Below are 21,707 nucleotides of genomic sequence, written 5' to 3' on the forward strand. Positions count from 1 at the left end.
ACCACACCCGGCCTCGCCGGATCCACCACACTCAACACCTCACCGGTATGACGCTCCACGCCCCCGATGAACAACCCCGTCCGCACACCCGCGGAAATCTGTGTATCGGTCATCTCGACTACGCACCTCTCTGTGTCTGTCGTCGCCCGGAAGGACCGGGCGTTCACCTCCGCGCTCAGGTCGCGAGGAGGCAGCCGGATCCATCGGTGGTCGGCTCAACGAGTTTATAAGCATTCCTGTTTACTTGTAAATGAGTTCGTGCTAGCGTCACTCGCGTCGCCGCCGGAGCAGGCGGGGACGAGCAAGCGAAGTCGACGACGACGACGTGCGCACAGCGCCCGCGACGCCGTCTTCCGTGTCATCGATGAGGAGACATGATGAGCCCCGCACCCGAGCGTGCCACCACCGATCGACCCAGCGTCGAGCAGCTCGAAGAGCTCGCCTACGAGTTGCGCGCCAAGCTGCTGCACCTGTGCGGCACGTACGAGGGAGCCGTCCACATCGGCGGCGATCTTTCCTCGGCCGACATCCTGACCGCGCTCTTCCACTACGGCCTCGAGGTCGATCCCACCGACATCGCCAACCCGACGCGCGACCGCTTCGTCCTGAGCAAGGGCCACGCGGCCGTCTGCATGTACATCGCGATGGCGATGCGCGGATTCTTCTCCTACGACGGGATCGTCGAGACCTACGGTCAGCTCGACAGCGCGTACGGCATGCACCCGTGCAAGGTGCAGCTGCCGGGCGTCGAGTGCTCCACCGGCTCGCTCGGGCACGGGCTGCCGCTCGCCGTCGGCATGGCACTGAGCGCCCGCGGCCGGGGGGAGACGCATCGCGTCGTGACCCTGATGGGCGACGGCGAGACGGGCGAGGGGTCGGTCTGGGAGGCCGCCCTGGCGGGCAGCTCCAACAAGCTGGGAAACCTCGTCGCCGTCATCGACCGCAATCGCCAGCTCATGACGAGCTTCGACGAGGAGCGGGTGACGCTGGAGCCCTACGCGGACAAGTGGGCCGCCTTCGGCTGGAACGTCGTGCACATCGACGGCCACGACATGGCTGCTCTGGTCGCCGCGATCGATGACCTGCCGGCCACCGACAGCGACAAGCCGACCGTGATCGTCGCCGAGACGATCAAGGGCAAGGGCGTCGACTTCATGGAGCACAACCTCGCCTGGCATGCCGGCTCGCTCGGCGCCGCCGACCTCGAACGAGCACTCAAGGCCCTCGAGGCCACCCGTGAGAAGGAGTCCGTCTGATGCCCGTTACCTTCACCTTCGGTGACTTCCTCGGCGCGCGGTCCGTCATCGGCGCGACCTTGGCCGAGCTCGGTCAGGAACACGACAACCTGTGGGTTCTGACGCCCGACATCGGCGCCACCCTGGTCGAGTTCCGCGACACGTACCCCGAGCGCTTCCTCGACGTCGGCCTCTCCGAGCAGGCGTGCGTCGGCATCGCGGCCGGCCTCGCGTACGACGGCAACATCCCCGTCGTCTCCGGGATGCTCCCCTTCCTCTCCATGAGGGCCCTCGAGCAGGTGCGCACCGATGTCTGCTACCCGAACCTGCCCGTCAAGATCATCGGCACCCACGGGGGGCTGGTGGGCAACGGCGGCTCAACGCACTACGCGGTCGAGGATCTCGCCCTCATGTGCGCGCTCACGAACATGACGGTCACCTCGATCGGCGATCCGCTCATGGTCGGGGAGATCATCCGGCAGTCGATGGCGATGAGCGGGCCGATCTACATCCGCCTCGCCGTCGGCAAGAAGGACAAGGTGCTCTACGAGCCGGGTCAGCACGAGGTGCGGATCGGCAAGGGCATCGTCGCCCGCGAGGGCACCGACGCGACCATCTTCACGCACGGCACGGTCGTGGCGCAGGCGCTCGACGCCGCCGAGGAGCTCGCGAAGGACGGCCGGTCGATCCGCGTCGTGGACATGTTCACCCTGAAGCCCATCGACGAGGAGCTGATCGTCCGATCGGCGGCGGAGACCGGAGGACGCTTCGTCGTGCTCGAGGATCACCTGGCCTACGGAGGCCTCGCATCGCGCATCGCGGACGTGGTCGCCGACCGCGGCATCCGTCTCGAGGCGTTCGAACGGCTCGGCATCCCGCAGGTGTACGCGGGCTTCGGCGAGGATGAGCAGCTGCGCGACAAGCACGGCTACGGACTGGCCGACACCGTCGCCGCGCTGCGGCGGGTCATCGCCGCCTAAACCTGCGCATCAGCGCTCAACGGAGAGACGAATGAGAACAGTAGCCGTCACCAAGATCGGCAGTCTCCGCGACCCCGACGAGGGTGCCCGCGGACGCATCGGGGTCGTGGACTTCCCCGATCAGCCGCTCGGTCCCGAGGACGTGCGCATCCGCGTCGCCTACGCGGCGATCTGCGGATCGGACCCGCATCTGGCCGAGGGATTCTTCGGCACCGACGTGCCGATCGGGCTCGGCCATGAGCTGTCGGGCGTCGTCGAGGCGCTCGGTGAGCGCGCGGTCCGCAACGGACTGCGCGTGGGGGATCGCGTCGCGGGAAACTTCCTGCGCTTCTGCGGCACCTGCCGTCCCTGTCAGGACGGGCGCCAGCAGTTCTGCGAGAACATCCAGGAGTACAACCGTCCCGGGATGGCCGAGACGGTCACGTGGCACGAGTCGCAGGTGTATCGCCTGCCCGATGGGGTGTCGCTGCTGAAGGGCTGCCTTCTGGAGCCGACGTCGGTCGCGGTCCGCATCGCCGACAAGACCCGGATCCGGGTCGGCGACCGGGTCGCCGTGTGCGGCGGCGGCCCGATCGGACAGCTCGCCCTGCAGGTCATGCGGATGTACGGGGCGACCAGCCTGACGATGATCGAGCCGATCGCCGAGCGCCGGGAGATGGCGCTCAGGCACGGCGCGCAGCACGTGATCGACCCCGTGTCGGAGAACCAGTTCGCGCGGGCCGACGAGATCACCGACGGGCGCGGATACGACGTCGTCATCGACGCATCGGGATCCGTGCGGGCGGTCAGGGGCCTGCTCGACATCGCGGCCAAGGGCGGCACGGTCGTCTACGGCGCGATGTACCCGCACGACTTCGAGATGCCGCTGGGGCTCTCCGACTACCTCTACCTGAAGGAGCTGACGTTGACCGGGGTGTTCGTGTCGCCGTACGCCTTCCCTCGGGCGCTCCAGATCCTCCCGCACCTCGAGGTCGACGAACTGACGGCGGCGGTGTTCGACCTCGATGACGCCGTCGCGGCGTTCGAGGCGCACATGAGCGGGCGGCACCCCAAGGTGATCATCCGCTGCAACGACGTCGAGTCCGCGGCGGGGGAGGCAGCGCCGTGAGCGGCCCGGCGACGTCCGCCGCGACGGATGCCGCAGCCCTCGAGCCGACCCCGGCGCTGGAGGCGCGCGACATCGTCAAGCGCTTCGACGGCGTTCATGCCCTGAGCGGGGCGCGTCTGTCGGTGCGGGCGGGCGAGATCCACGCGCTGCTCGGGGAGAACGGTGCCGGCAAGTCCACCCTCATCAAGGTCGTCACGGGTCTGTACGACCCCGACGAGGGCGCCCTTCTCCGGGATGGCGAGCAGGTGGAGTTCGCCAACGTCCGGGAGGCCAATCGCGCCGGAATCGTCGCGCTCTACCAGGAGCTGTCGATCATCCCCTCGCTGAGCGTCGCGGAGAACATCCTCCTCGGCGACCAGACGCCCCGGAGCGGGGGCATCGTGCGGTGGCGGGCGCTGCGGCAGCGCGCGAAGGCCCAGCTCGAGCGGATCCGCCAGCGGATCCCGCTCGGCAAGCTCGCCGGGGAGCTCTCGCCCGTGCAGCAGACGATGGTGGCCTTCGCCCGGGCGCTCGCGACCGACGCGAAGGTGCTGATCCTCGATGAGCCGACCGCGTCGCTGACCGACGTCGAGATCGTCGAGCTCTTCTCCGTCCTTCGTCGCCTGCGCGACGAGGGAGTCGCGATCGTCTACGTCTCGCACCGCCTCGAGGAGGTCTTCGAGCTGTGCGATCGCCTGACGATCATGCGCAACGGCGAGACCATCGTCACCAAGCAGGTCGCGGACTCCCACATCGACGAGGTCATCTCCACGATGGTCGGCCGCGCGAGCGGCGAGCTCTACCCCGACCGCACGACGGCGACGACCGACGTCGCGCTCGTCGTCGACGGGCTGCAGGGGCGGAAGGTGACGGATGTCTCGTTCGTCGCCCATCGCGGAGAGGTGCTCGGCGTCGGAGGGCTCGCGGGGGCGGGCCGCAGCGAGCTGCTGCGCATCCTCTCGGGCGCGCAGAAGCACAAGGCCGGCACGATCGTGGTCGACGGGGTGACGCTGCCGCACTCTCCCGGCGTCGGCAGGGCGCTCCAGGCCGGCGTCGCGCTCGTGCCCGAGGAGCGGCGCACGCAGGGCGTCGTGCTCGGCATGACGATCCGGGACAACATCGCGCTCGCCAACATCCCGTCCGTCAGCGCTGCGGGCGTCGTCTCGGGCGCCAAGATCTCCGACATCGTCCGCAAGGGCATGTCCGATCTTCAGATCAAGGCGCGCAGCGCGGGACAGTACGTCGGCGAGCTCTCGGGCGGCAACCAGCAGAAGGTGGTGCTCGCCAAGATGCTCGCCCGCAGCCCGCGCGTGCTGCTGCTCGACGAGCCCACCCGCGGGATCGATGTCGGCACGAAAGCCGAGATCTACCGCCTCATCAGGCAGCTCGTGGCTCAAGGGACGACGGTGATCGCCGTCAGCTCCGAGTTGCCCGAGCTCATGGGAATGAGCGACCGGATCCTCATCATGCACGAGGGCCGGATATCCGGAGAGGTCCGCGCGGAAGACGCGGACGAAGAGCTGTTGCTGTCCTACTGCTATGGAAAGGCCGACCGATGACCACCACACGTAACCCCGGGCTGGAGGATGCCGCAGAGCTGCGGTCGGGGCCGAAGAGCTCCGTCGGGCAGCGCCTGCTCTCGGGCGGCACGGTGCTCGCGCTGGTGCTGCTCATCATCTTCTTCTTCGCCATGCGCCCGGACGTGTTCCTCACGTTCACCAACGTGCGCAACATCCTCTACCAGGTGGCGATCCTCGCCATCATCGCGGGGGCGCAGACGATCGTCATGGTGGTCGGCGACTTCGACCTGTCGGTGGCGGCGACGTCCGCGCTCGCCGGCGCGGTGGCCGCATCGCTCATGCTCGCCGGGATGCCGGTGGCCCTCGCCATCCTCATCGCCATCATCGTCGGCACCCTGATCGGGCTCGCGAACGGCCTGCTCGTGGCCTACCTCAATCTGTCCGCCTTCGTCGCCACGCTTGCGACGCTGACATCCGTCACGGGCCTGGCGTTCCTCGTCACCAACGGCACGACGCTGTTCAACCTGCCGGCGGACTTCAACGTGCTCGGCCAGGGGCGATTCCTCGAGGTCCCGCTGCCCGTGTTCATCGCCGTGGCCATCTCGGTGATCCTCTGGTTCGTGCTGCGGTACACCACGGTGGGTCGCCGCTGGTACGCCACGGGCGGCAACGCCGAGGTGTCGCGACTGTCGGGCGTCAACGTGAGGATGTCGCGGCTGACCGCCTTCACGGTGGCCGGTGCCGTCGCGGCCATCGGCGGCATCCTGCTCGCCGCGCGCCTGGGAAGCGCCAGCGCGGTCCAGGGCGAGGACAACCTGCTCTTCTCCGTCGCGGCCGTCTTCCTCGGCATGACGGTGGTCCGCTCCGGCGCGGCCAACATCGTCGGCACGATGGTGGGCGTCGCGATCATCGGGGTGATGAGCAACGGGCTCAACATCCTCGGCGTCAACGCCTACGTCCAGCAGGTGGTCACGGGCCTCATCATCATCGCGGCCGTCACCCTCTCGTCGTTCAAGAACCGGGAGAGGTAGTCACCCGATACCTCCTCCCTCCGGGCGCGGCCTGCCGGGCCCGGGCACCAGGAAAACACGCAACTGCAACAAAGGAGTAGACAAGTGCGTACATCATTCAAGGCGCTGGTGGCCGCGGCCGCCGTCGCGACGCTCGCTCTGACCGGATGCTCGACCGGCTCCGCCGATGGCGGGGGCGGAGGCGAGGACGGCGACCCGTTCAAGGTCATCGCCTTCACCTCGGGAAACCAGACCCCCGTCGGCGCATGGTGGGTCAAGGCGGTGGAGGAGCAGGCCGAGGAGCTCGGCTGGGACCTCACGATGATCCAGGGTGACTTCGACTTCCAGAAGATGAACCCCGCGGTGGAGAGCGCGATCGGACAGGGCGCGGATGCGATCTTCGACGGCTACACCGACGTCGCCTCGATCGGATCCATCGTCACGGCGGCCAAGGACGCCGGCATTCCGATCTTCGCGATCGACTCGGGCACCGAGGCCAACGATGCGTTCGCGATCAACATCACCGCCAATCAGGAGATGATCGTCGACCAGACCGTGGGTGCGCTCGACGAGGCGCTCGGCGGCCTCGATGGCAAGAACATCATGGTGATCGGGCACGACCCCCACCCCGGCATCCGCATGCGCGCGGGGCTCGCCGAGGAGGCTCTGAAGGAGGCCGGCGCGACGATCGCGGGCGGCTCGATCCAGAAGGTCGCCTCTCCGGCGACGGGTCGCACGGAGGCGCTCGCGCTCGTGCAGGACTACCTCGCGGCGAACCCCGGCGGCCTCGACGGAGTCTGGGTCGGCTGGGATGACGCCGCCCTCGGCGCCGCGCAGGCTATCACCGAGGCGGGAGCCGATGCGAAGGTCACCGGCGTCGACGCGGTGAGCGAGGCGATCGCGGGTGTGAAGGCCGGGGGCGCGATGCTCGCCACCGTCGAGCAGCCGTGGCCGATGATCCTCGACACGGTCATGGACCACATCGTGGCCTACCAGGAGAGCGGCACGCTGCCCGACACCACCTTCGAGATGGCCGACACGACGCTCGTGACGATCGACAACGCCGACGCGATCACCCCGTCCGACCAGCTGGGCTGACGCCCGCACTACCGGGGGAGGCGGTGAGCTCCGCCTCCCCCGGTCCTCACACCCGTCCCCGCGTCGCGCATCGTGACGCAGAAGGAGAATCATGCGTTTGCAGGACAAGGTCGCCCTCATCACGGGCGGTGCGAGCGGAATCGGGCTCGCAACGGTTCAGAAGTTCGTCGCGGAGGGGGCGAAGGTGGTCGTCGCCGACGTCAACGCCGAGCGCGCGGCGACCGTCGCGGATCGGCTGAACGCGGACACACCGGACAGCGCGACGTCGTTCGGAGTGGACGTGTCGGTCTTCGCCGAGGTCGAGGCCGCCGTCCAGCACGCCGTCGACGTGTTCGGCCGGCTCGACGTCATCTTCAACAACGCGGGCATCGCGGGCGGCAAGCCGCTTCTCGAGCACGACCCCGCCGTCGACTACGAGCCGATGATCCGGATCGATCAGGACGGCGTGTACTACGGCATCCTCGCCGCGGGACGGCAGTTCCGTGCACAGGGCGGCGGCGGTGTGATCATCAGCACCTCCTCCATCTACGGCGAGCAGGCCGCGGAGCTGTCGTTCACGTACAGCGCGGCGAAGGCAGCCGTCATCTCGTTCACCCGGTCGGCGGCGTACGAGCTCGCGCAGTACGGCACGCGCGCCGTGGCGATCACTCCGGGCCGCGTCGGCACCGCCATCATCAACCAGTTCTCGGACGAGCTGAAGGCCACCTTCGCGTCCGAGCAGCTGCGCGGCACGATGACCGAGCCCGAGGAGATCGCCAACGTCGTGGCCTTCCTCGCCTCGGACGAGGCGAACGTCATCAACGGCACCGTCGTGCACGTGGACGACGGCTACTCGGTCTTCAAGCAGCGGCTCGACCTGCCGACGTTCTGAGGCGGTGCAGCGATGACGACCGACCATGACGCCGGAACGCTGGATGTGGCGTGCCACCTCAACGTGCTCCTGGCCGATGCCTTCTCGGATCTCGTCCCCGCGGCGCTGAGCGCGGTGGTGGCCGAGGGCTACCGCCGCGTCGTGCTCCCTCCGCTGGATCCGGACGCGACGGACACCGCCCACCTGCGCGACGTGCTCGCGGCGCACGACGTGTCGCCGATCACGATCGCCGGGCAGGCTCCGGGGGCCGATGTGTCCTCCGCAGATCCGCAGGAGCGCGCCGCGGGGGCGGCGATGCTTCGGGCGGCCCTGGACCTGACGGTCGCCCTGCGCGGCGACCAGATGAACGGCGTCCCCTACGGGCTCTTCGGGCGCCCCGCGGGCGTGACCGACCCGGCGGCGATCGAGCGGGCTGCCGTCGAGGTGGGCCGGGTGGCCGACGAGGCAGCCGACCGGGGCGTCATGATGACGTTCGAGGTGCTCAACCGATACGAGACGTCGGTCGTCAACACGGCGGCTCAGGCGATGGAGTTCGTCGCTCTCTCGGGCTCCGAGAACCTGCGCATCCACCTCGACACCTTCCACATGGCGGTGGAGGAGGCGGACCTGGCCGGCGCGATCACGATGGCGGCGCCCAAGCTCGGCTACCTCGAACTCGGGCAGTCGGGGCGCGGCATGCTCTCGACCGGTGCCGTGGATCTCGAGGCCCTCGTCCGCCACGCGTTCGACATCGGATGGAGCGGCCGGTTCGGCGTCGAGGCGTTCTCCCGGTCGGTGCTCTCGCCGTTCGCGAGCGACATGCTCGCGATCTGGCGCTCGCCGTACCTCGACGGCGTCGGGCTGGCGCAGGACGCGATGCGCGTCATCCGCCGCGGGTTCGCCTCGAGCGTCGAGGGTCGGCGGGCCGCCCGTCTGTCCCGCGTCGGCGGGGGGTAGCGCGGGGCGCTTCGTCAGCGTCCCCCTGCTTGGGGGGAGGGGGTCGACCGGGGCGAGGATCGAATCGGCCGGCAACCTCCTCTCCTCGGCATCCGCCCTCGCCCGGGGAGAGGGGGTCTGCCGGGCAGAGGACCGAATCGGCCCGCAACCTCCTCTCCCCGGCATCCATCCTCGCCCGAGGAGAGGAAGCCCCGTCCCGCCCGGCTCCGCGGCTGGACGCGGTCACCACGAACTGCCAGATTCGTCTGCGAGCGTGAATGCTGCAGACCCACATCGACGAGAGGAACAACGATGTCGACCGTCACAGAACCGACCACCGCACTGATCGACCCGGAGGTTTTCGCGGGTCGCGTCCACATCGACGGCGAATGGGTGCCCGGCGGAGGGGGCGAGATCGCCTCCGTCGAGCCCGCCACCGGTGAGACCCTCGCCATGGTCGGCATGGCGAGCCCCGAGGACGTCGCCCGCGCCGCCGAGGGCGCGGCTCGCGCGCAACGTGAATGGGCCGCGATGCCCCACCCCGCCCGGGCGGCCGTGCTCCGCAAGGCCGCCCAGCTGTGGGAGGCGCACGCCGAGGAGATCATGGGGTGGAACGTGCGCGAGGTCGGGGCGATCCCGCCGCTGGCCGGGTTCGCCCTGCACGTCACTGCCGCAGAGTGCTACGAGGCCTCGGCATTGCCGTCTGCGCCGCTGGGGTCGATCCTCTCGAGCGAGGAGCCCCGCCTCTCGCTCGCGCAGCAGATCCCCGTCGGCGTCGTCGGGGTCATCTCCCCGTTCAACGTGCCGCTCATCCTCGGCATCCGCGCCGTCGCACCCGCCCTCGCGCTCGGCAACGCCGTGCTGCTCAAGCCCGACCCGCGCACGGTCATCACCGGCGGCGTCAGCATGGTGCGCATCTTCGAGGAGGCGGGGCTGCCGGCAGGCGTTCTGCAGCTGGTTCCCGGGGGCGCCGACGTCGGCGAGGCGATGGTCGCCGACCCCCGCGTGCGGGTGGTCGCGTTCACCGGCTCCACGCGGGCCGGACGCGCCGTGGGTGAACTCGCCGGCCGTCACCTCACCCGTGCGCACCTCGAACTCGGCGGCAACTCGGCGTTCATCGTGCGACACGATGCGGACGTCGACAAGGCGGTCAACCTCGCCACGTGGGGCGCGTTCCTCCACCAGGGTCAGATCTGCATGACCGTGGGCCGGCACATCGTCCACGAGTCGATCTTCGACCAGTACGTGGAGAAGCTCGCGGCGAAGGCCGACTCGATGCACGTCGGCGACCCCGCCGCGGGCCAGGTGCACCTCGGTCCGCTCATCGACGAGGTGCAGCGCGATCGCGTCCACACCCTCGTGCAGGACGCCGTCGCCCAGGGTGCGACGCTGGCCGCGGGTGGAACCTACGAGAACCTCTTCTACCGTCCGACGGTGCTCGCGAACCCGCCGAAGGATGCCGCGGCGTACTGCGACGAGGTGTTCGGTCCCGTGGCATCCGTCGTGTCGTTCGCGACGGACGACGAGGCCGTCGCCCTCGCCGCCGACACGGACTACGGGCTCTCGCTCGGCATCGTCACGGCGGACGCGCTGGCGGGTTACGAGCTCGCCACGCGCATCCCCTCGGGAATCGTGCATGTCAACGACCAGACCGTCAACGACGAGGCGAACGCCCCGTTCGGCGGGGTCGGCGCGTCGGGAACCGGCTCGCGTCACGGGGGCGCGCAGGCGAACATCGACGCCTTCACCGAGACCCGCTGGATCACGATGCGGCGCGAGCCCGGCCAGTACCCGCTGTAAGCGTCCTGCGGACCTCTTGCACCCGCCCCGGGGGATCTCGTCCCCCGGGGCGGGTGATCGTGCGTCACCGCAGGTCGCGCCGGCTGACCTCCGCGATCGCGCTCCAGTCCGCGTCCTTCAGCTGCGGATCGGCCAACGCCCGCTCGAACACGCTCACGAGCGCCGGCACCGGCTGGAGCCGTCCGTGACGACCGGGATCGTGCTCTTCGGGGGCCGGGCGAAGGACCTGCCGTACCCGGGGTCGACGACCGTGTCCACCATCAACGGAGGGGTGACGGGCCTGGTCAACACCCTGGCCCTCGAACTCGCGCCCATCCGCGTCAACGCGATCCATCCGGGGATCATCGGCGACAGCCCGTTCTGGGCGAGCAAGCCCGAGGGCGTGCTCAAGGCGTACGAGGATCACACCCCCGGCGGCGCCCTCGCGACGATGGCGGACGTCGTGGATGCGACCCGGTTCCTCCTGCGCAACCAGGGCGTGTCGGCGGTGAACCTCTACGTCGACCGGGGCACGGGCGTCGTCTGATCACCCCACGCGGGGCGGGCGCACGGCATCCTGGACTCGCTCAGCCGGCGAAGCGAGCACGCAGATCTGCTTTGCGGACCTTTCCGGACGCGGTGCGGGGGAGCTCGTCGACGACGACGACGTTCTTCGGCAGCTTGTAGCGGGCGAGCCGGCCGTCGAGGTGCGCGCGGACCGCGTCGGTGTCGGTGGTCGTTCCCGCCGAAAGCGTCAGGATGGCCCAGGGCACCTCGCCCCATCTGTCGTCGGGGACGCCGATGACGGCGACGCCGGTGACCCCCGGCAGGTCGCTGATCAGGTTCTCCACCTCGGCGGGATAGATGTTCTCGCCGCCGGAGATGATCATGTCCTTGAGGCGGTCGGCGATGAAGAGGTAGCCGTCCTCGTCGACGTAGCCCAGGTCTCCCGACCTGAACCACCCGTCGTCGGTGAAGGCGGCGGCGGTCGCGTCCGGCAGGTTCAGGTAGCCGGCGAAGACGTTGGGCCCGCGAAGCTGGACCTCGCCGACCTCCCCGGGCGGCAGCTCCTGCCCGGACTCGTCGGCGACCCGCACGTCGAGGAAGAACTGCGGCAGCCCCACGCTGCCCTGTTTCGCGCGTGACATCTCGGGCGGCAGGCTCGTCCCGCCGGGAGAGGTCTCCGTCATCCCGTAGCCCTGGGAGAAGGAGAGCCCGCGCTCCTCGTACGCGTTGAGGATCCGGGTCGGAACCGCGGAGCCTCCGCACGTGAGCTTCTGCAGCGAGGAGAGGTCGGTCTCCGCCCAGGCGGGGTGATCGGCCAGCATCTGATACGTCGTCGGGACGCCGCTGAGCATGGTGACCCGGTGCTTCTCGATGAGCGCGAGCGCGCGCGCCGGGTCGAAGCCCTTCTCGAGGACGATCGTGCCGCCCTTCAGCAGCACCGGCAGGGCCCCCATGCCGAGGGACGCGACATGGAACAAGGGGGAGATGAGCAGGGCGATGTCGGAGGAGACGACGTCGTAGTCGACGATGCAGTTCAGCGACACGAACGTGAGGTTCTGGTGCGTGAGCATCGCGCCCTTGGGCCGGCCCGTCGTGCCCGACGTGTAGATGATCGCCGCCGGATCCTCGGGGAGCATCCGCTCGGCGGCCGGCAGCGGGGCGGCGTCGGACACGAGCGCCGACAGCGCGGTCGGCTCCTCGCCCGTCCGGATGACCTCCGGCATGTCGTCCTCGCTCAGCACCGATGCGAGCACCCCATCGAACTCCGGGTCGTGGACGAGCAGGCGCGCCGCGCTGTCGCGGAGCACGTGGGCGATCTCGGGGGGCGCGAGCCGGGTGTTGACCGGCACGAAGACGGCACCGCGCTGCACGATCCCGAACAGCACAGCGAGGAACTCGGGGCTGTTCTCCCCGAGGTACGCGACCCGGTCGCCCCGCCCGATGCCCCGCGCGGCGAGCAGCCCCGCGACCCGGTCGACCCGGTTGGCCATCTCCCGGTAGGTCCACCGACCGCCGTCGAAGATCAGGGCGGGTTTGTCCGGCGACCTCAGCCGTCGCCGTGCGAGCCATCCGCCAACGCCGAGTTCGTTCATGTCCGCACTCCTTCGTGGGATGTCCAGGTCTGCGACGCCCTCGGGAACGGGCGCCACAGCGGGGTGGGTCAGGCGTAGAAGCGCTGCAGGCTCCGCGCCACGACGGCGGGCTTGCTCCCGCCCTCGATCTCGATCGTCGCGTCGACGACCATCTGGATGCCGCCGCCGGCCTCGGTGACCTCCACGACGGTGGCGGTCAGGCGGATGCGGGAGCCGGCGGGGACGGGGGAGACGAAGCGCACCTTGTCGAGTCCGTAGTTGACCTTGGTCGTCGCGCCCTCCACGTCGAGCAGTTCCACCCACAGCGGGATGAACAGCGACAGCGTCAGGAAGCCGTGGGCGATCGGCGCTCCGAAGGGCCCCTCCTTCGCGCGCTCGGGGTCGACGTGGATCCACTGGTGGTCGTCGGTGGCGTCGGCGAACGTGTTGATGCGGTCCTGCGTGATCTCGAACCAGTCGGTGTAGCCGAGGTCGGTTCCGACGAGGGTCTGCAGATCGGCGAAGGCGACGGTGGTGGTCATTGTGTGTCTCTCTTTCGTGGATGGATGACGCGGGTCAGACGAATGCCGACTCGCCGGTCAGGGCGCGGCCGACGATGAGGGCGGTGATCTCGTGCGTTCCCTCATAGGAGTAGACCGCCTCGGCGTCGGCGAAGAACCGGGCGACGCCGTGCTCGAGCAGCAGCCCGTTGCCGCCGCACACCTCGCGCGCGAGCGCGACGCTGCGTCTGGCGAGAAGCGCGGTCTGCATCTTCGCGAGCGCGGAGTTCTCGTCGGCGAACTCGCCCGCGTCCTGGCGGGCGGAGAGCTGGACGACCATGCCGAGCGAGGACGTCAGATTGCCGAGGATCCGGGCGAGCTTCTCCTGCACGAGGGCGAAGCCCGCGACGGGGCGCCCGAACTGCGTCCGTTCGCGCGTGTACCGCACCGCGGCATCCAGCGCTCCCGCCTGCAGCCCGGTGGCGATCCAGGCGACGTCCGAGCGCATCGCGCGCAGGATGCGGGCGACGTCCCGCCACCCGCGCACGTTCTGCAGCCGGTCGGTCTCGGGGACGCGGACGTCGTCGAGGCGGATCGCGGCGTTCTGCACCGGCCGCAGCGCGATCTTGCCCTCGATGGGCGTCACCGTGACGCCGGGGCTGCGCCGGGGGACGAGGAAGGCGAGCACGTCGCCCGTCTCGGAGTCGCGAGCGAAGATCGCGAGGGTGTCGACGGCCGCGGCGGCACCGATCCATCTCTTCGCCCCGCTGATGATCCAGTCGTTGCCGTCCCGGCGGGCGGTCGTCTCCATGCCGCCGGCGATGTCGGAGCCGTGGTCGGGCTCGGTCAGCGCGAATGTGCCGGTGAGGCGGAACGAGGCGATGAGCGGATCGAGGCGTGCCACCTGCTCGGCGGAACCGCCGAGCGCGACCGTCGTGCGGAACAGCCCGGACTGCGCGTTGTAGAGCGTCGCGACCGACACGTCCGTGCGCGCGAGGACGTAGTTGCGGAATCCCGAGAACATCGAGCTGCGCGCCTCGGCGTCGGAGACGCCGGCGGGGCGCATCAGGTCGAGCGGGCCGAGCTTCTCCCACACCTCGGCGGGCATCGTCGCGCTGTCCCACGCATCGGCCAGGAGGGGGCGGATCTCGCTGTCCAGGGTGCGCTGGAGGGCGCCGAGGGCGTCGCGCGCGGGGGCGCTGAGGTGGGTCTGCGCGAATCCGTACGGGTCGATCCCGAACGTCGCGTCCGACTCGAGGGCCGGCATGCTCAGCCCCCGAGGCCCAGCAGCCTGGCGGCGTTGTCCTTCATGATCCCCGGCATGACCTCCGCCTTGAGCGTCGTCTTCTCGGCGTCCGCGATCCAGCGGTCGGGTGTCAGCAGCGGGAAGTCGGAGCCGAACAGGATCCGGCGCTTGAGGTAGGAGTTCGCCGCGCGCACGAGCTGGTCGGGGAAGTACTTGGGGCTCCAGCCCGACAGGTCGATCCACGTGTTGTGCTTGTGCGTCGCGACGGAGAGGGCCTCGTCCTGCCAGGGCACGGAGGGGTGCGCCATGATGATCTGCAGATCCGGGAAGTCGGCCGCCACGCCGTCGAGCAGGATCGGGTTCGACAGGGCCAGCTTGAATCCGCGGCCACCGCGCATGCCCGCGCCGATGCCCGTCTGACCCGTGTGGAACAGGGCGACGACGCCGGCTTCCTGCAGCGCCTCGTAGAGGGGGTAGTACGCCTCGTCGCTCGGATCGAACCCCTGCACCGTGGGGTGGAACTTGAACCCCTTGACGCCGTGCTCCGCTGCCAGGACGCGCGCGCGCTCCACCGCCGCGAACCCCTTGCGGGGGTCGACCGACCCGAAGGGGATCAGGACGTCGTTGTTGCGGGCGGCGCCGTCCGCGATCTCCTCGCTGGAGAGGGCGGCATGCTGCAGCTGCGTCTGCGCGTCGACGGTGAAGACGACCGCGGCCATCCGCCGCGCGCGGTAGTAGTCCGCGACGGTGTCGAGGTCGGGCCGGTCGATGCCGGCGCTGAAGTACTTCGACGCGGCCTCGACGAGGTCGGGCGGCAGCGACGAGTGACCGTGCGCATCGACCTCGATGTGCACGTGCACGTCGATGGCCTCGATCGCGTCGAGATCGATCGCGGGTTCGTAGCGGGTCATCTCGTCTCTCCTCCGGACCGCTGGGTCACGTCGTGCTCACCGCCGGCTCACCGACCGGGCGCGGGGCGCTGCAGGTCCTCGGGCAGCGGCGGGAACGACTCGCCCACGCTCTGGAGGCATCCCTCGGTCGCTGCCGGGAACTCCGCCTCGAGGGCGGGGACGTCCCAGCCGCCGTCGTGGTACGCGGTCACGACCGGCTCCGGGTGGGACCAGACCTGCAGGCGGTCGCCGCCCACGCCGATCGCCTGCCCCGTCACGCCCGCAGCGGCGTCGGAGGCGAGGTAGGCGACGATGCCCGCGGCATCCCGAGAGGTGCCGAACCCGAGGTCGTGGCGGAAGAACGCCGGCATCGCCTCGCCGCGGGAGTCGGCCTCCATCGCGGCCGCGAAGTAGGGGATCGTCGCGGTCATCGCCGTGGCGGCGACGGGGATCACCGCGTTCGCGGTGATGCCGGCCTTCTTCAGCTCCAGTGCCCACGTGCGCACCATGCCGACGATGCCGGCCTTCGCGGCGGCGTAGTTGGTCTGGCCGAAGTTGCCGCGCTGCCCCGTGGGGGAGCCGATGCAGATGATCCGCCCGGCGACCCCGTTCTCGCGCATGTACGTAGCCGCCGCGCGCACGCAGGTGAAGGTGCCGCGCAGATGCACGCCGATCACGGTGTCGAAGTCGTCGTCCGTCATCTTCCAGAGCGTCTTGTCGCGAAGGACGCCGGCGTTCGTGACGAGGATGTCGAGGCCCCCGAAGGTATCGACGGCGGCCTTGACGAGGGCGTCGGCCGTCTCGGTCGGCCCCACGGGGGCGACGACCGCGGTGGCCCTGCCTCCGGCGTCGGTGATGGATGCCACGGCGGATGCCGCGGCGGTCTCGTCCATGTCGTTGATGACGACGGCGGCGCCCTGGTGCGCCAGTTCCTGCGCGTAGGCCAGCCCGAGCCCGCGGCCGGACCCCGTGACGATAGCGACTTTGCCCTCGAGTGACATGGAGGTACTCCTTCGTTTGCCTGAGATCAGGAAAGCATCAACTGTTGAGATTGTCAATCATTGTTGGCGTTGACCTTTGCTATCGTTCGACCATGACGGAAACCGGGAGCGCGCGCGACCTGCGCGACGATCTGAGCTTCCTGCTCGCCCGCGCGAACGCCCTCTCGCTCGCGAGCGGCAACGCCGCGCTCGCGGCGCACGGCCTGAAGGTGCGCTCCTACTCCGTGCTGGCCCTCGCCGTGGGCGGCGGTCGTCCCTCGCAGCGAGAGATCGCCGAGTATCTGCGGCTGGATCCGAGCCAGGTCGTCGCGCTCGTGGACGAGCTCCAGCGGCGCGGAGCGATCTCGCGGGAGTCCGACCCGAACGACCGGCGGGCCAATGTCGTCGTCGCGACCGACGCGGGGCGTGCGCTGTTCGCCGACGCGGAGAAATCGGCGCGTGAGGCGGAGCGGGAGATCCACGCCGAGCTGGACGACGCGGAACGCGACGTACTCGTCCGCCTGCTGGGACGGCTCGCCTTCCCCGGCTCGGGGGAGCCTCGCGCGGGCTAGCCTGGACAGTGGCGCCTCACCCGACGGCGCCGCCACCGTCCGGAGGTTCCCGTGAAGATCACCGCGACATCCGACTGGCGCGATGCGCTGTCGTACGACGTGCCCGTCCTCGTCGCCGACGTGGTGCCGGGAGACCCCACCCGCTGCGCGCTCTGCGGCCTGGACGCGGCGCCGCTCGAGCGAACGGCGCTCTGGGCCGTCAAGCACCGCAACCCCAAGAATCACGCCGGCATCGTGCGGTTCTACTGTCTGGCGCACCGGCCGGAGCCTCCGCGCCAGGTCGAACCGCCCGTCGCGCCGGCGCGCGCGGCCCGAGCTCCGCGCGCCGCGGGGTCGCGGGCGCGCACGACCCCCCGCGCCCCCGTTGCCGAGAAGGCGGCGCCCGTCTGCCCCACGTGCTTCGTGGAGGTGCCCGCGACGGGCGTCTGCGGCATGTGCGGCGAACGCATCGCCTGATCGGTTCACCGGCGGCCGCGCCCGTCAGCGACGGAACGGTCGCGGGTCGAAGACGTAGCGCTCGCGTCCGGCGAAGATCCCTGTCGCCGACTGGGCGACGAGCGTCAGTGCGAGCAGGGCCAGCGACCAGGACCACGACCCCGTGACGGTGTGCACCCAGCCGAAGACGACCGGGCCGACGGCGGCGACGATGTAGCCCACCGACTGCGCCATACCCGACAGGGCGGCGGACGAGTCGTGGTCGCGTGCGCGCTCCGCCATCAGCGTGAGCGACATGCTCAGCGAGGCGCCCGAGGCCAGCCCCACCGGCAGCACCCAGAACGCGATGCCGGCCGGGGCGATCAGGAGCCCGAGCACGCCGACGACGCCGAGCACCGGGAGCATCGCCGGCACGAAGCGCCGGGCGCGCCCGCGAAGCAGCACGGGGACCACGAACGGGCCGGCGATCGTGAGCAGCTGGTAGGTCATGACGTCGAAGCCGGCGACGAGCTCGCTGCGGCCGATCGACATCGAGATGCTCGCGAGCCAGGTGAGCATCATGTAGAAGGTGGCCGCCTGAAGCCCCATGTAGGCGGCCACGAGCCAGGCCACGGGATCGGTCCAGATGCCCCGGCGCGACAGGCCGTCGCCGGGCGCGGCGAGATGCGCGGCGTGATGACCGCGGGTGGCCAGTGCCCACGCCGCCATGGCGAACGGCAGCAGGGCCGCGCCGCTGACGAGCAGGGCGATCCGCCACCCCGTCGACTCGTCGCCGAGCGCGGACAACGGCACCGCCACCCCGGAGGCGATCGCCCCGACGCCCCCCAGGAGCGCCGTGTAGAGGCCCATCATGACCGGAACGCGTGCGGGGAAGTCGCGTTTGACGACGGCGGGCATGAGCACGTTCGCGATCGCGAGCGCGACGCCGATCAGTGCGGTGCCGATCCACAGGCTCGCGACCGGGCCGGGCAGGGAGCGGACGAGCGTGCCGAGGAGCAGGAGCGCGAGGGAGGCGAGGACGACCCGGGACATCCCGAAGCGCCGGGAGAGCCGGAGCGCGAACGGCGAGACGAGCGCCCACGCCGTGAGCGGTACGGCGGCCAGCAGGCCCAGCGTCGCGACGGTCAGGCCGGTGTCGGTGCCGATCTGCTCCAGCAGCGGCCCGACCGCGGTGATCGTCGGTCGCATGTTCGCGGCGACGAGGCAGACGGCGACGACCAGCAGGATGATGTCGGTGGACGTCCGCCGTTGAGTGGTCACGAGCACCGGACTATACCGCTCCTCGCCCGTCGCGCAGCGCGGAGCGCCCATCCACCGGGAGCGCGCCGCGCGCTCGCCGCGCGCCGTGGGCTCAGTCCTCGAACGGCCAGCCCGTGTACGCCTCGGCGAGGTACGCGCGGCCCGCCTCGGACTCGACGACGCTTCGCAGCTCGCCGATCTGTCGCCGCCGATCGAAGTCGGAGGCGTCCGGTGCGACGTGGAGCATGCTCGTCATCCACCAGGAGAAGTGCTGCGCCTTCCAGATGCGGCGCAGGGCCTTCTCGGGGAAGGCGTCGATCGCGCGCTCGTCGCCGTCCTCGAGCAGCGCCCGCAGCGCCTTCTCCAGGAGCAGGACGTCGGCGATCGCGAGGTTCATCCCCTTCGCGCCCGTGGGCGGGACGGTGTGGGCGGCGTCTCCGATGAGGGCGACCCGGCCCCGGCGGAGCTCGTGGGCGACGAAGCTGCGGAACCGGAGGACGTCCCTCTGGAAGATCCGTCCTTCCTTGAGCGTGGTCCCCGGCACGCGCGACTGCAGGGCGTCCCAGAGCTCGGCTTCGGACGGCGCGTGCGGATCCGCGCCGGGATCGCACTGGAAGTACATGCGCTGCACCGTCGCGCTGCGCTGGCTGATGAGCGCGAATCCGTTGGGCGAGTTGGAGTAGATCAGCTCCTCGGAGCTGGGCGGCGCCTCGCACAGGATCCCGAACCACGCGAACGGGTACTCGCGGAAGTATCCGCCCGTGGACGAGCCGGTCACGGCGGCGCGCGCGATGCTGCGCGACCCGTCGGCTCCGACCACGAAGTCCGCCTCGATCTCGAGGGACGTGCCGTCGGCATCGGTGGCGACGACGCGGGGGCGCGCGGTCTCGGCATCCTCGATGCGTTCGGCCGTGACGCCGAAGCGCAGGTCCTGCCCGCCGGCCAGGCGCGCGGCGATCAGGTCCTTGAGCACCTCATGCTGGGGGTACAGCCAGACGCTCCGGCCCGTCAGGGAGGAGAAGTCGATGCGGTGCCCCTCGCCTTCGAAGCGCAGCTCTATGCCGTCGTGACGGCGACCGCTGGTGAGGACGCGATCGGATGCCCCGCTCTCGTCGAGCACGCGCACGGTGCCGTGCTCGAGGATCCCGGCGCGGATCGTGGATTCGATCTCGTCGCGGGTGCGCGAGTCGATCACGACGGACTCGATGCCGGAGGCGGCGAGCAGGTGCGAGAGGAGCAGGCCGGCGGGGCCCGCTCCGACGATCGCGACGCGGGTGCGGAGGGTATTCGTCATGGGTCGTCTCCTTCGACGGCGGATGCCGCGGTCCATGATGCCGGGACCGGGCGGTACGAGGCGCGCGGTGGCCCGTTCAACGGGTGGCGTGTTGCGGGGCGGAATGCTCTCCCGGCCTCACGGCGCGGCGAGGGCGCTCTCGATGCCGGCGGCGGCTCGTCGCAGTTCGTCGATGGCGCCGGCCGTGGGGGCGTCTCGGGGCAGGACCACGGCGAGCGCCGCGATGACGGGGCCCCGTCGCCCCTCTCGCACGGGGACCGCGACCCCCGTCGACACGGTCTCCACGGTCCCCGGGGCGATGACGAACCCCTCTCGGCGCACGCGCTCGAGCTGGGTGCGCAGCACCGCGGCATCCGTTTGGGTCTCGGCGGAGAGGGCGCGCAGGGGCTGCGAGAGCACGCGCTCCCGGAGCACGGGGGGCGCGTGCGCGAGAAGGACGAGCCCCGCGGAGGAGGCGTGCAGGGGCAGGCGGCCCGCGATGCGGGTGATGTTGGCTCCCGCCAGCGGGTGCGAGAGGCGTTCGATGAAGAGCGCTTCGTCCTGTTCCAGGACGGCGAGCTGGGTGTGCTCGCGCACGCGTGCCTGGACGCCCTCCATGAAGGGCAGGGCCGCCTGTCGCAGGCGCAGGGCGAGCGAACCCCGGAGCGCGAGCTCCCACAGCCGCATGCCGAGGCGCACGCGGCCGTCCTCGTCGCGTTCGAGCAGACCGGACGCGGCGAGCTCCGCGACGATGCGCTGAGCCGTCGAGGAGGGTAGCGCGGCGCGCCGCGCGATGTCGGCGATCGTCTGCACCGTGCGGTCGGCGTCGAAGGTCTCGAGCACGCGCACGATGCGCGCCGTCATCGAGTCGCCGGAGGGCGAGTTCGCCATGCCCCACACTCTCTCACGCCGCCCGCCGTCCCCTCCTCCCCTCGCCCCTCGTCCCCGGCGCTCCCCTGTCGGATATCGACCTTCGCAGGGTGCACGAGGGTCGATATCCGACAGGGGAGGACCGGGCGGGTGAGGGCGGTGCGGCGGCGCGCCGCGGTACGTTCGAGGGGGAGGGGTGCGGGATGGAGCAGGGCGACGGGGCGGGCGCGGGTGACGGGGCGGGTGCGGGCAGGGATGCCGCGTCGGGCGCGGGCGACGGGGCGGGCGCGGGCAATGGCGCGGGCACGCTGGCGCGGGCCATGTCGGTGCTGGCGTGCTTCGGCGACGACGACCCCGCGCTGACCGCCGCCCAACTGGCCGCCCGCACGGGGCTGGCGTCGTCGACGACGCACCGGCTCGTCGCGCAGATGCTCGAGCACGGTCTTCTCGCGCGCGCCCCGGGGCACCGCTACACCGTCGGGGCGCGGCTCTGGGAGCTCGGCGAGCTCTCTCCCCTCGCACTGCGCCTGCGGGAGACCGCCCTGCCCCACATGTCGCGCCTCTACGACGCGACCGGGGAGAACGTCCACCTCGCCGTGCTCGATGCACCCACGCCGGAGGAGGCCGCCGCGCTCTACGTGGGACGGCTCTCGGGGCAGGCGTCGTATCCGACGCTCAGCCGGATGGGCGGGCGCCATCCGCTGCACACGACCGGTGTGGGCAAGGCCCTGCTCTCCACGCGGGACGAGGAGTGGATGCGGCGGTACTTCTCCGTGCCGCTCCAGCGCGAGACCACCTATTCCGTCACGACCGAGCCGCAGCTGCGCGCCGACCTGCAGCGCGCGAGGGCGCGCGGGTACGCGATGACCCGCGAGGAGATGACGCTCGGCAACGTCTCGGTGGCGGCGCCGCTCGGTCGCGTCGAGGGGCTGCCGAGGGGGGCGCTCGGCATCGTCGTGCGGCTGGAGAGCGCCGACGAGCGCCGGCTCGGCCCTCTCGTCGTGCAGGCCGCGGCGGACCTCACGCGCGCGCTGCGGAGTTCGTAAGAATCCCATTCAGTGGGAATGGTGCCGGGATGCCGCGGCGCGGCGCGTCATCCTGGAGGCACGTCCTCGTCGAAGGAGACACG

General features: G+C 70.7%; 21 protein-coding genes. 13 read left to right on the forward strand and 8 right to left on the reverse strand.

Annotation, left to right across the window (positions count from 1 at the left end; all coding sequences use genetic code 11):
• Window positions 1-374: 374 nt before the first annotated feature.
• From ACIGCK_RS13860 to ACIGCK_RS13905, 10 genes are all read left to right on the forward strand, one after another.
• The gene (locus ACIGCK_RS13860; RefSeq protein ID WP_330170631.1) at window positions 375-1,256 is read left to right on the forward strand and encodes a transketolase; all 882 of its coding nucleotides are present in this window, start codon (window positions 375-377) and stop codon (window positions 1,254-1,256) included.
• The gene (locus tag ACIGCK_RS13865; protein WP_330170630.1) at window positions 1,256-2,215 is read left to right on the forward strand and encodes a transketolase C-terminal domain-containing protein; all 960 of its coding nucleotides are present in this window, start codon (window positions 1,256-1,258) and stop codon (window positions 2,213-2,215) included. Before ACIGCK_RS13860 ends, ACIGCK_RS13865 begins: the two co-directional genes overlap by 1 nt.
• A 31-nt stretch (window positions 2,216-2,246) precedes the next feature.
• On the forward strand, window positions 2,247-3,323 hold the full coding sequence (locus ACIGCK_RS13870) for a zinc-binding dehydrogenase (protein ID WP_396666837.1): 1,077 nt from the start codon (window positions 2,247-2,249) through the stop codon (window positions 3,321-3,323).
• On the forward strand, window positions 3,320-4,861 hold the full coding sequence (locus ACIGCK_RS13875) for a sugar ABC transporter ATP-binding protein (RefSeq protein ID WP_396666838.1): 1,542 nt from the start codon (window positions 3,320-3,322) through the stop codon (window positions 4,859-4,861). Before ACIGCK_RS13870 ends, ACIGCK_RS13875 begins: the two co-directional genes overlap by 4 nt.
• Window positions 4,858-5,853 (forward strand): ABC transporter permease, encoded by a 996-nt coding sequence (locus tag ACIGCK_RS13880; RefSeq protein ID WP_396666839.1) that lies wholly within the window; start codon window positions 4,858-4,860, stop codon window positions 5,851-5,853. Before ACIGCK_RS13875 ends, ACIGCK_RS13880 begins: the two co-directional genes overlap by 4 nt.
• A gap of 84 nt (window positions 5,854-5,937) precedes the next feature.
• Window positions 5,938-6,930, forward strand: a complete 993-nt coding sequence (locus ACIGCK_RS13885) for a sugar ABC transporter substrate-binding protein (RefSeq protein ID WP_330170626.1) — start codon at window positions 5,938-5,940, stop codon at window positions 6,928-6,930.
• Between the two features lie 91 nt (window positions 6,931-7,021).
• The gene (locus ACIGCK_RS13890; RefSeq protein WP_396666840.1) at window positions 7,022-7,801 is read left to right on the forward strand and encodes an SDR family NAD(P)-dependent oxidoreductase; all 780 of its coding nucleotides are present in this window, start codon (window positions 7,022-7,024) and stop codon (window positions 7,799-7,801) included.
• Window positions 7,802-7,813: 12 nt separating this feature from the next.
• Window positions 7,814-8,737, forward strand: coding sequence for a sugar phosphate isomerase/epimerase family protein (locus ACIGCK_RS13895; RefSeq protein ID WP_396666841.1), 924 nt, complete (start codon window positions 7,814-7,816; stop codon window positions 8,735-8,737).
• A 291-nt stretch (window positions 8,738-9,028) separates the two neighbouring features.
• Window positions 9,029-10,516 carry a benzaldehyde dehydrogenase gene (locus tag ACIGCK_RS13900; protein ID WP_330170623.1) on the forward strand — a complete coding sequence of 496 codons (1,488 nt, stop codon included), beginning with the start codon at window positions 9,029-9,031 and terminating at the stop codon, window positions 10,514-10,516.
• 184 nt (window positions 10,517-10,700) lie between these two features.
• On the forward strand, window positions 10,701-11,042 hold the full coding sequence (locus ACIGCK_RS13905; protein WP_396666842.1) for an SDR family oxidoreductase: 342 nt from the start codon (window positions 10,701-10,703) through the stop codon (window positions 11,040-11,042).
• 40 nt (window positions 11,043-11,082) lie between these two features.
• Here ACIGCK_RS13905 and menE read toward each other — a convergent pair whose 3' ends face one another.
• From menE to ACIGCK_RS13930, 5 genes are all read right to left on the reverse strand, one after another.
• Window positions 11,083-12,594 (reverse strand): o-succinylbenzoate--CoA ligase, encoded by a 1,512-nt coding sequence (menE, locus tag ACIGCK_RS13910; RefSeq protein ID WP_396666843.1) that lies wholly within the window; start codon window positions 12,592-12,594, stop codon window positions 11,083-11,085.
• Between the two features lie 68 nt (window positions 12,595-12,662).
• Entirely contained in the window at window positions 12,663-13,115 is a 453-nt protein-coding gene (locus tag ACIGCK_RS13915; protein WP_330170620.1) for a MaoC family dehydratase, read from the reverse strand.
• 34 nt (window positions 13,116-13,149) lie between these two features.
• Window positions 13,150-14,340 (reverse strand): acyl-CoA dehydrogenase family protein, encoded by a 1,191-nt coding sequence (locus ACIGCK_RS13920; protein ID WP_396666844.1) that lies wholly within the window; start codon window positions 14,338-14,340, stop codon window positions 13,150-13,152.
• Window positions 14,341-14,342: 2 nt separating this feature from the next.
• Complete coding sequence (locus tag ACIGCK_RS13925) at window positions 14,343-15,230, reverse strand: amidohydrolase family protein (RefSeq protein ID WP_396666845.1); 888 nt, start codon at window positions 15,228-15,230, stop codon at window positions 14,343-14,345.
• 47 nt (window positions 15,231-15,277) lie between these two features.
• Window positions 15,278-16,210 (reverse strand): SDR family NAD(P)-dependent oxidoreductase, encoded by a 933-nt coding sequence (locus ACIGCK_RS13930; protein ID WP_396666846.1) that lies wholly within the window; start codon window positions 16,208-16,210, stop codon window positions 15,278-15,280.
• 92 nt (window positions 16,211-16,302) lie between these two features.
• On the opposite strand from ACIGCK_RS13930, the gene ACIGCK_RS13935 reads away from it, so the two are divergent.
• Entirely contained in the window at window positions 16,303-16,761 is a 459-nt protein-coding gene (locus tag ACIGCK_RS13935; RefSeq protein ID WP_330170616.1) for a MarR family winged helix-turn-helix transcriptional regulator, read from the forward strand.
• Between the two features lie 51 nt (window positions 16,762-16,812).
• A complete protein-coding gene (locus tag ACIGCK_RS13940) occupies window positions 16,813-17,217 on the forward strand; it encodes a glucose-6-phosphate dehydrogenase (RefSeq protein ID WP_396666847.1) in 405 nt (134 codons plus the stop codon).
• A 24-nt stretch (window positions 17,218-17,241) separates the two neighbouring features.
• Here the strand turns inward: ACIGCK_RS13940 and ACIGCK_RS13945 are convergent, their stop codons facing one another.
• From ACIGCK_RS13945 to ACIGCK_RS13955, 3 genes are all read right to left on the reverse strand, one after another.
• Complete coding sequence (locus tag ACIGCK_RS13945; protein ID WP_396666848.1) at window positions 17,242-18,456, reverse strand: MFS transporter; 1,215 nt, start codon at window positions 18,454-18,456, stop codon at window positions 17,242-17,244.
• A 91-nt stretch (window positions 18,457-18,547) separates the two neighbouring features.
• Window positions 18,548-19,729: a 4-hydroxybenzoate 3-monooxygenase gene (locus ACIGCK_RS13950; RefSeq protein ID WP_396666849.1), complete on the reverse strand. Its 1,182-nt coding sequence runs from the start codon at window positions 19,727-19,729 to the stop codon at window positions 18,548-18,550.
• Window positions 19,730-19,846: 117 nt separating this feature from the next.
• Entirely contained in the window at window positions 19,847-20,599 is a 753-nt protein-coding gene (locus tag ACIGCK_RS13955; RefSeq protein WP_396666850.1) for an IclR family transcriptional regulator, read from the reverse strand.
• Window positions 20,600-20,781: 182 nt separating this feature from the next.
• Between ACIGCK_RS13955 and ACIGCK_RS13960 the strand changes: the two genes are divergently transcribed.
• Complete coding sequence (locus tag ACIGCK_RS13960; RefSeq protein ID WP_396666851.1) at window positions 20,782-21,624, forward strand: IclR family transcriptional regulator; 843 nt, start codon at window positions 20,782-20,784, stop codon at window positions 21,622-21,624.
• Window positions 21,625-21,707: the final 83 nt, after the last annotated feature.

The organism is Microbacterium sp. NPDC078428 (assembly GCF_044542535.1).
Lineage (GTDB): Bacteria > Actinomycetota > Actinomycetes > Actinomycetales > Microbacteriaceae > Microbacterium > Microbacterium limosum.

Coding starts and splice junctions, on each gene's coding strand:
- ACIGCK_RS13860 (WP_330170631.1), top strand. CDS start 375: ATGATGAGCCCCGCACCCGAGCGTGCCACCACCGATCGACCCAGCGTC.
- ACIGCK_RS13865 (WP_330170630.1), top strand. CDS start 1,256: ATGCCCGTTACCTTCACCTTCGGTGACTTCCTCGGCGCGCGGTCCGTC.
- ACIGCK_RS13870 (WP_396666837.1), top strand. CDS start 2,247: ATGAGAACAGTAGCCGTCACCAAGATCGGCAGTCTCCGCGACCCCGAC.
- ACIGCK_RS13880 (WP_396666839.1), top strand. CDS start 4,858: ATGACCACCACACGTAACCCCGGGCTGGAGGATGCCGCAGAGCTGCGG.
- ACIGCK_RS13890 (WP_396666840.1), top strand. CDS start 7,022: ATGCGTTTGCAGGACAAGGTCGCCCTCATCACGGGCGGTGCGAGCGGA.
- ACIGCK_RS13895 (WP_396666841.1), top strand. CDS start 7,814: ATGACGACCGACCATGACGCCGGAACGCTGGATGTGGCGTGCCACCTC.
- ACIGCK_RS13900 (WP_330170623.1), top strand. CDS start 9,029: ATGTCGACCGTCACAGAACCGACCACCGCACTGATCGACCCGGAGGTT.
- menE (WP_396666843.1), bottom strand. CDS start 12,594: ATGAACGAACTCGGCGTTGGCGGATGGCTCGCACGGCGACGGCTGAGG.
- ACIGCK_RS13915 (WP_330170620.1), bottom strand. CDS start 13,115: ATGACCACCACCGTCGCCTTCGCCGATCTGCAGACCCTCGTCGGAACC.
- ACIGCK_RS13920 (WP_396666844.1), bottom strand. CDS start 14,340: ATGCCGGCCCTCGAGTCGGACGCGACGTTCGGGATCGACCCGTACGGA.
- ACIGCK_RS13925 (WP_396666845.1), bottom strand. CDS start 15,230: ATGACCCGCTACGAACCCGCGATCGATCTCGACGCGATCGAGGCCATC.
- ACIGCK_RS13930 (WP_396666846.1), bottom strand. CDS start 16,210: ATGTCACTCGAGGGCAAAGTCGCTATCGTCACGGGGTCCGGCCGCGGG.
- ACIGCK_RS13935 (WP_330170616.1), top strand. CDS start 16,303: ATGACGGAAACCGGGAGCGCGCGCGACCTGCGCGACGATCTGAGCTTC.
- ACIGCK_RS13950 (WP_396666849.1), bottom strand. CDS start 19,729: ATGACGAATACCCTCCGCACCCGCGTCGCGATCGTCGGAGCGGGCCCC.
- ACIGCK_RS13955 (WP_396666850.1), bottom strand. CDS start 20,599: ATGGCGAACTCGCCCTCCGGCGACTCGATGACGGCGCGCATCGTGCGC.
- ACIGCK_RS13960 (WP_396666851.1), top strand. CDS start 20,782: ATGGAGCAGGGCGACGGGGCGGGCGCGGGTGACGGGGCGGGTGCGGGC.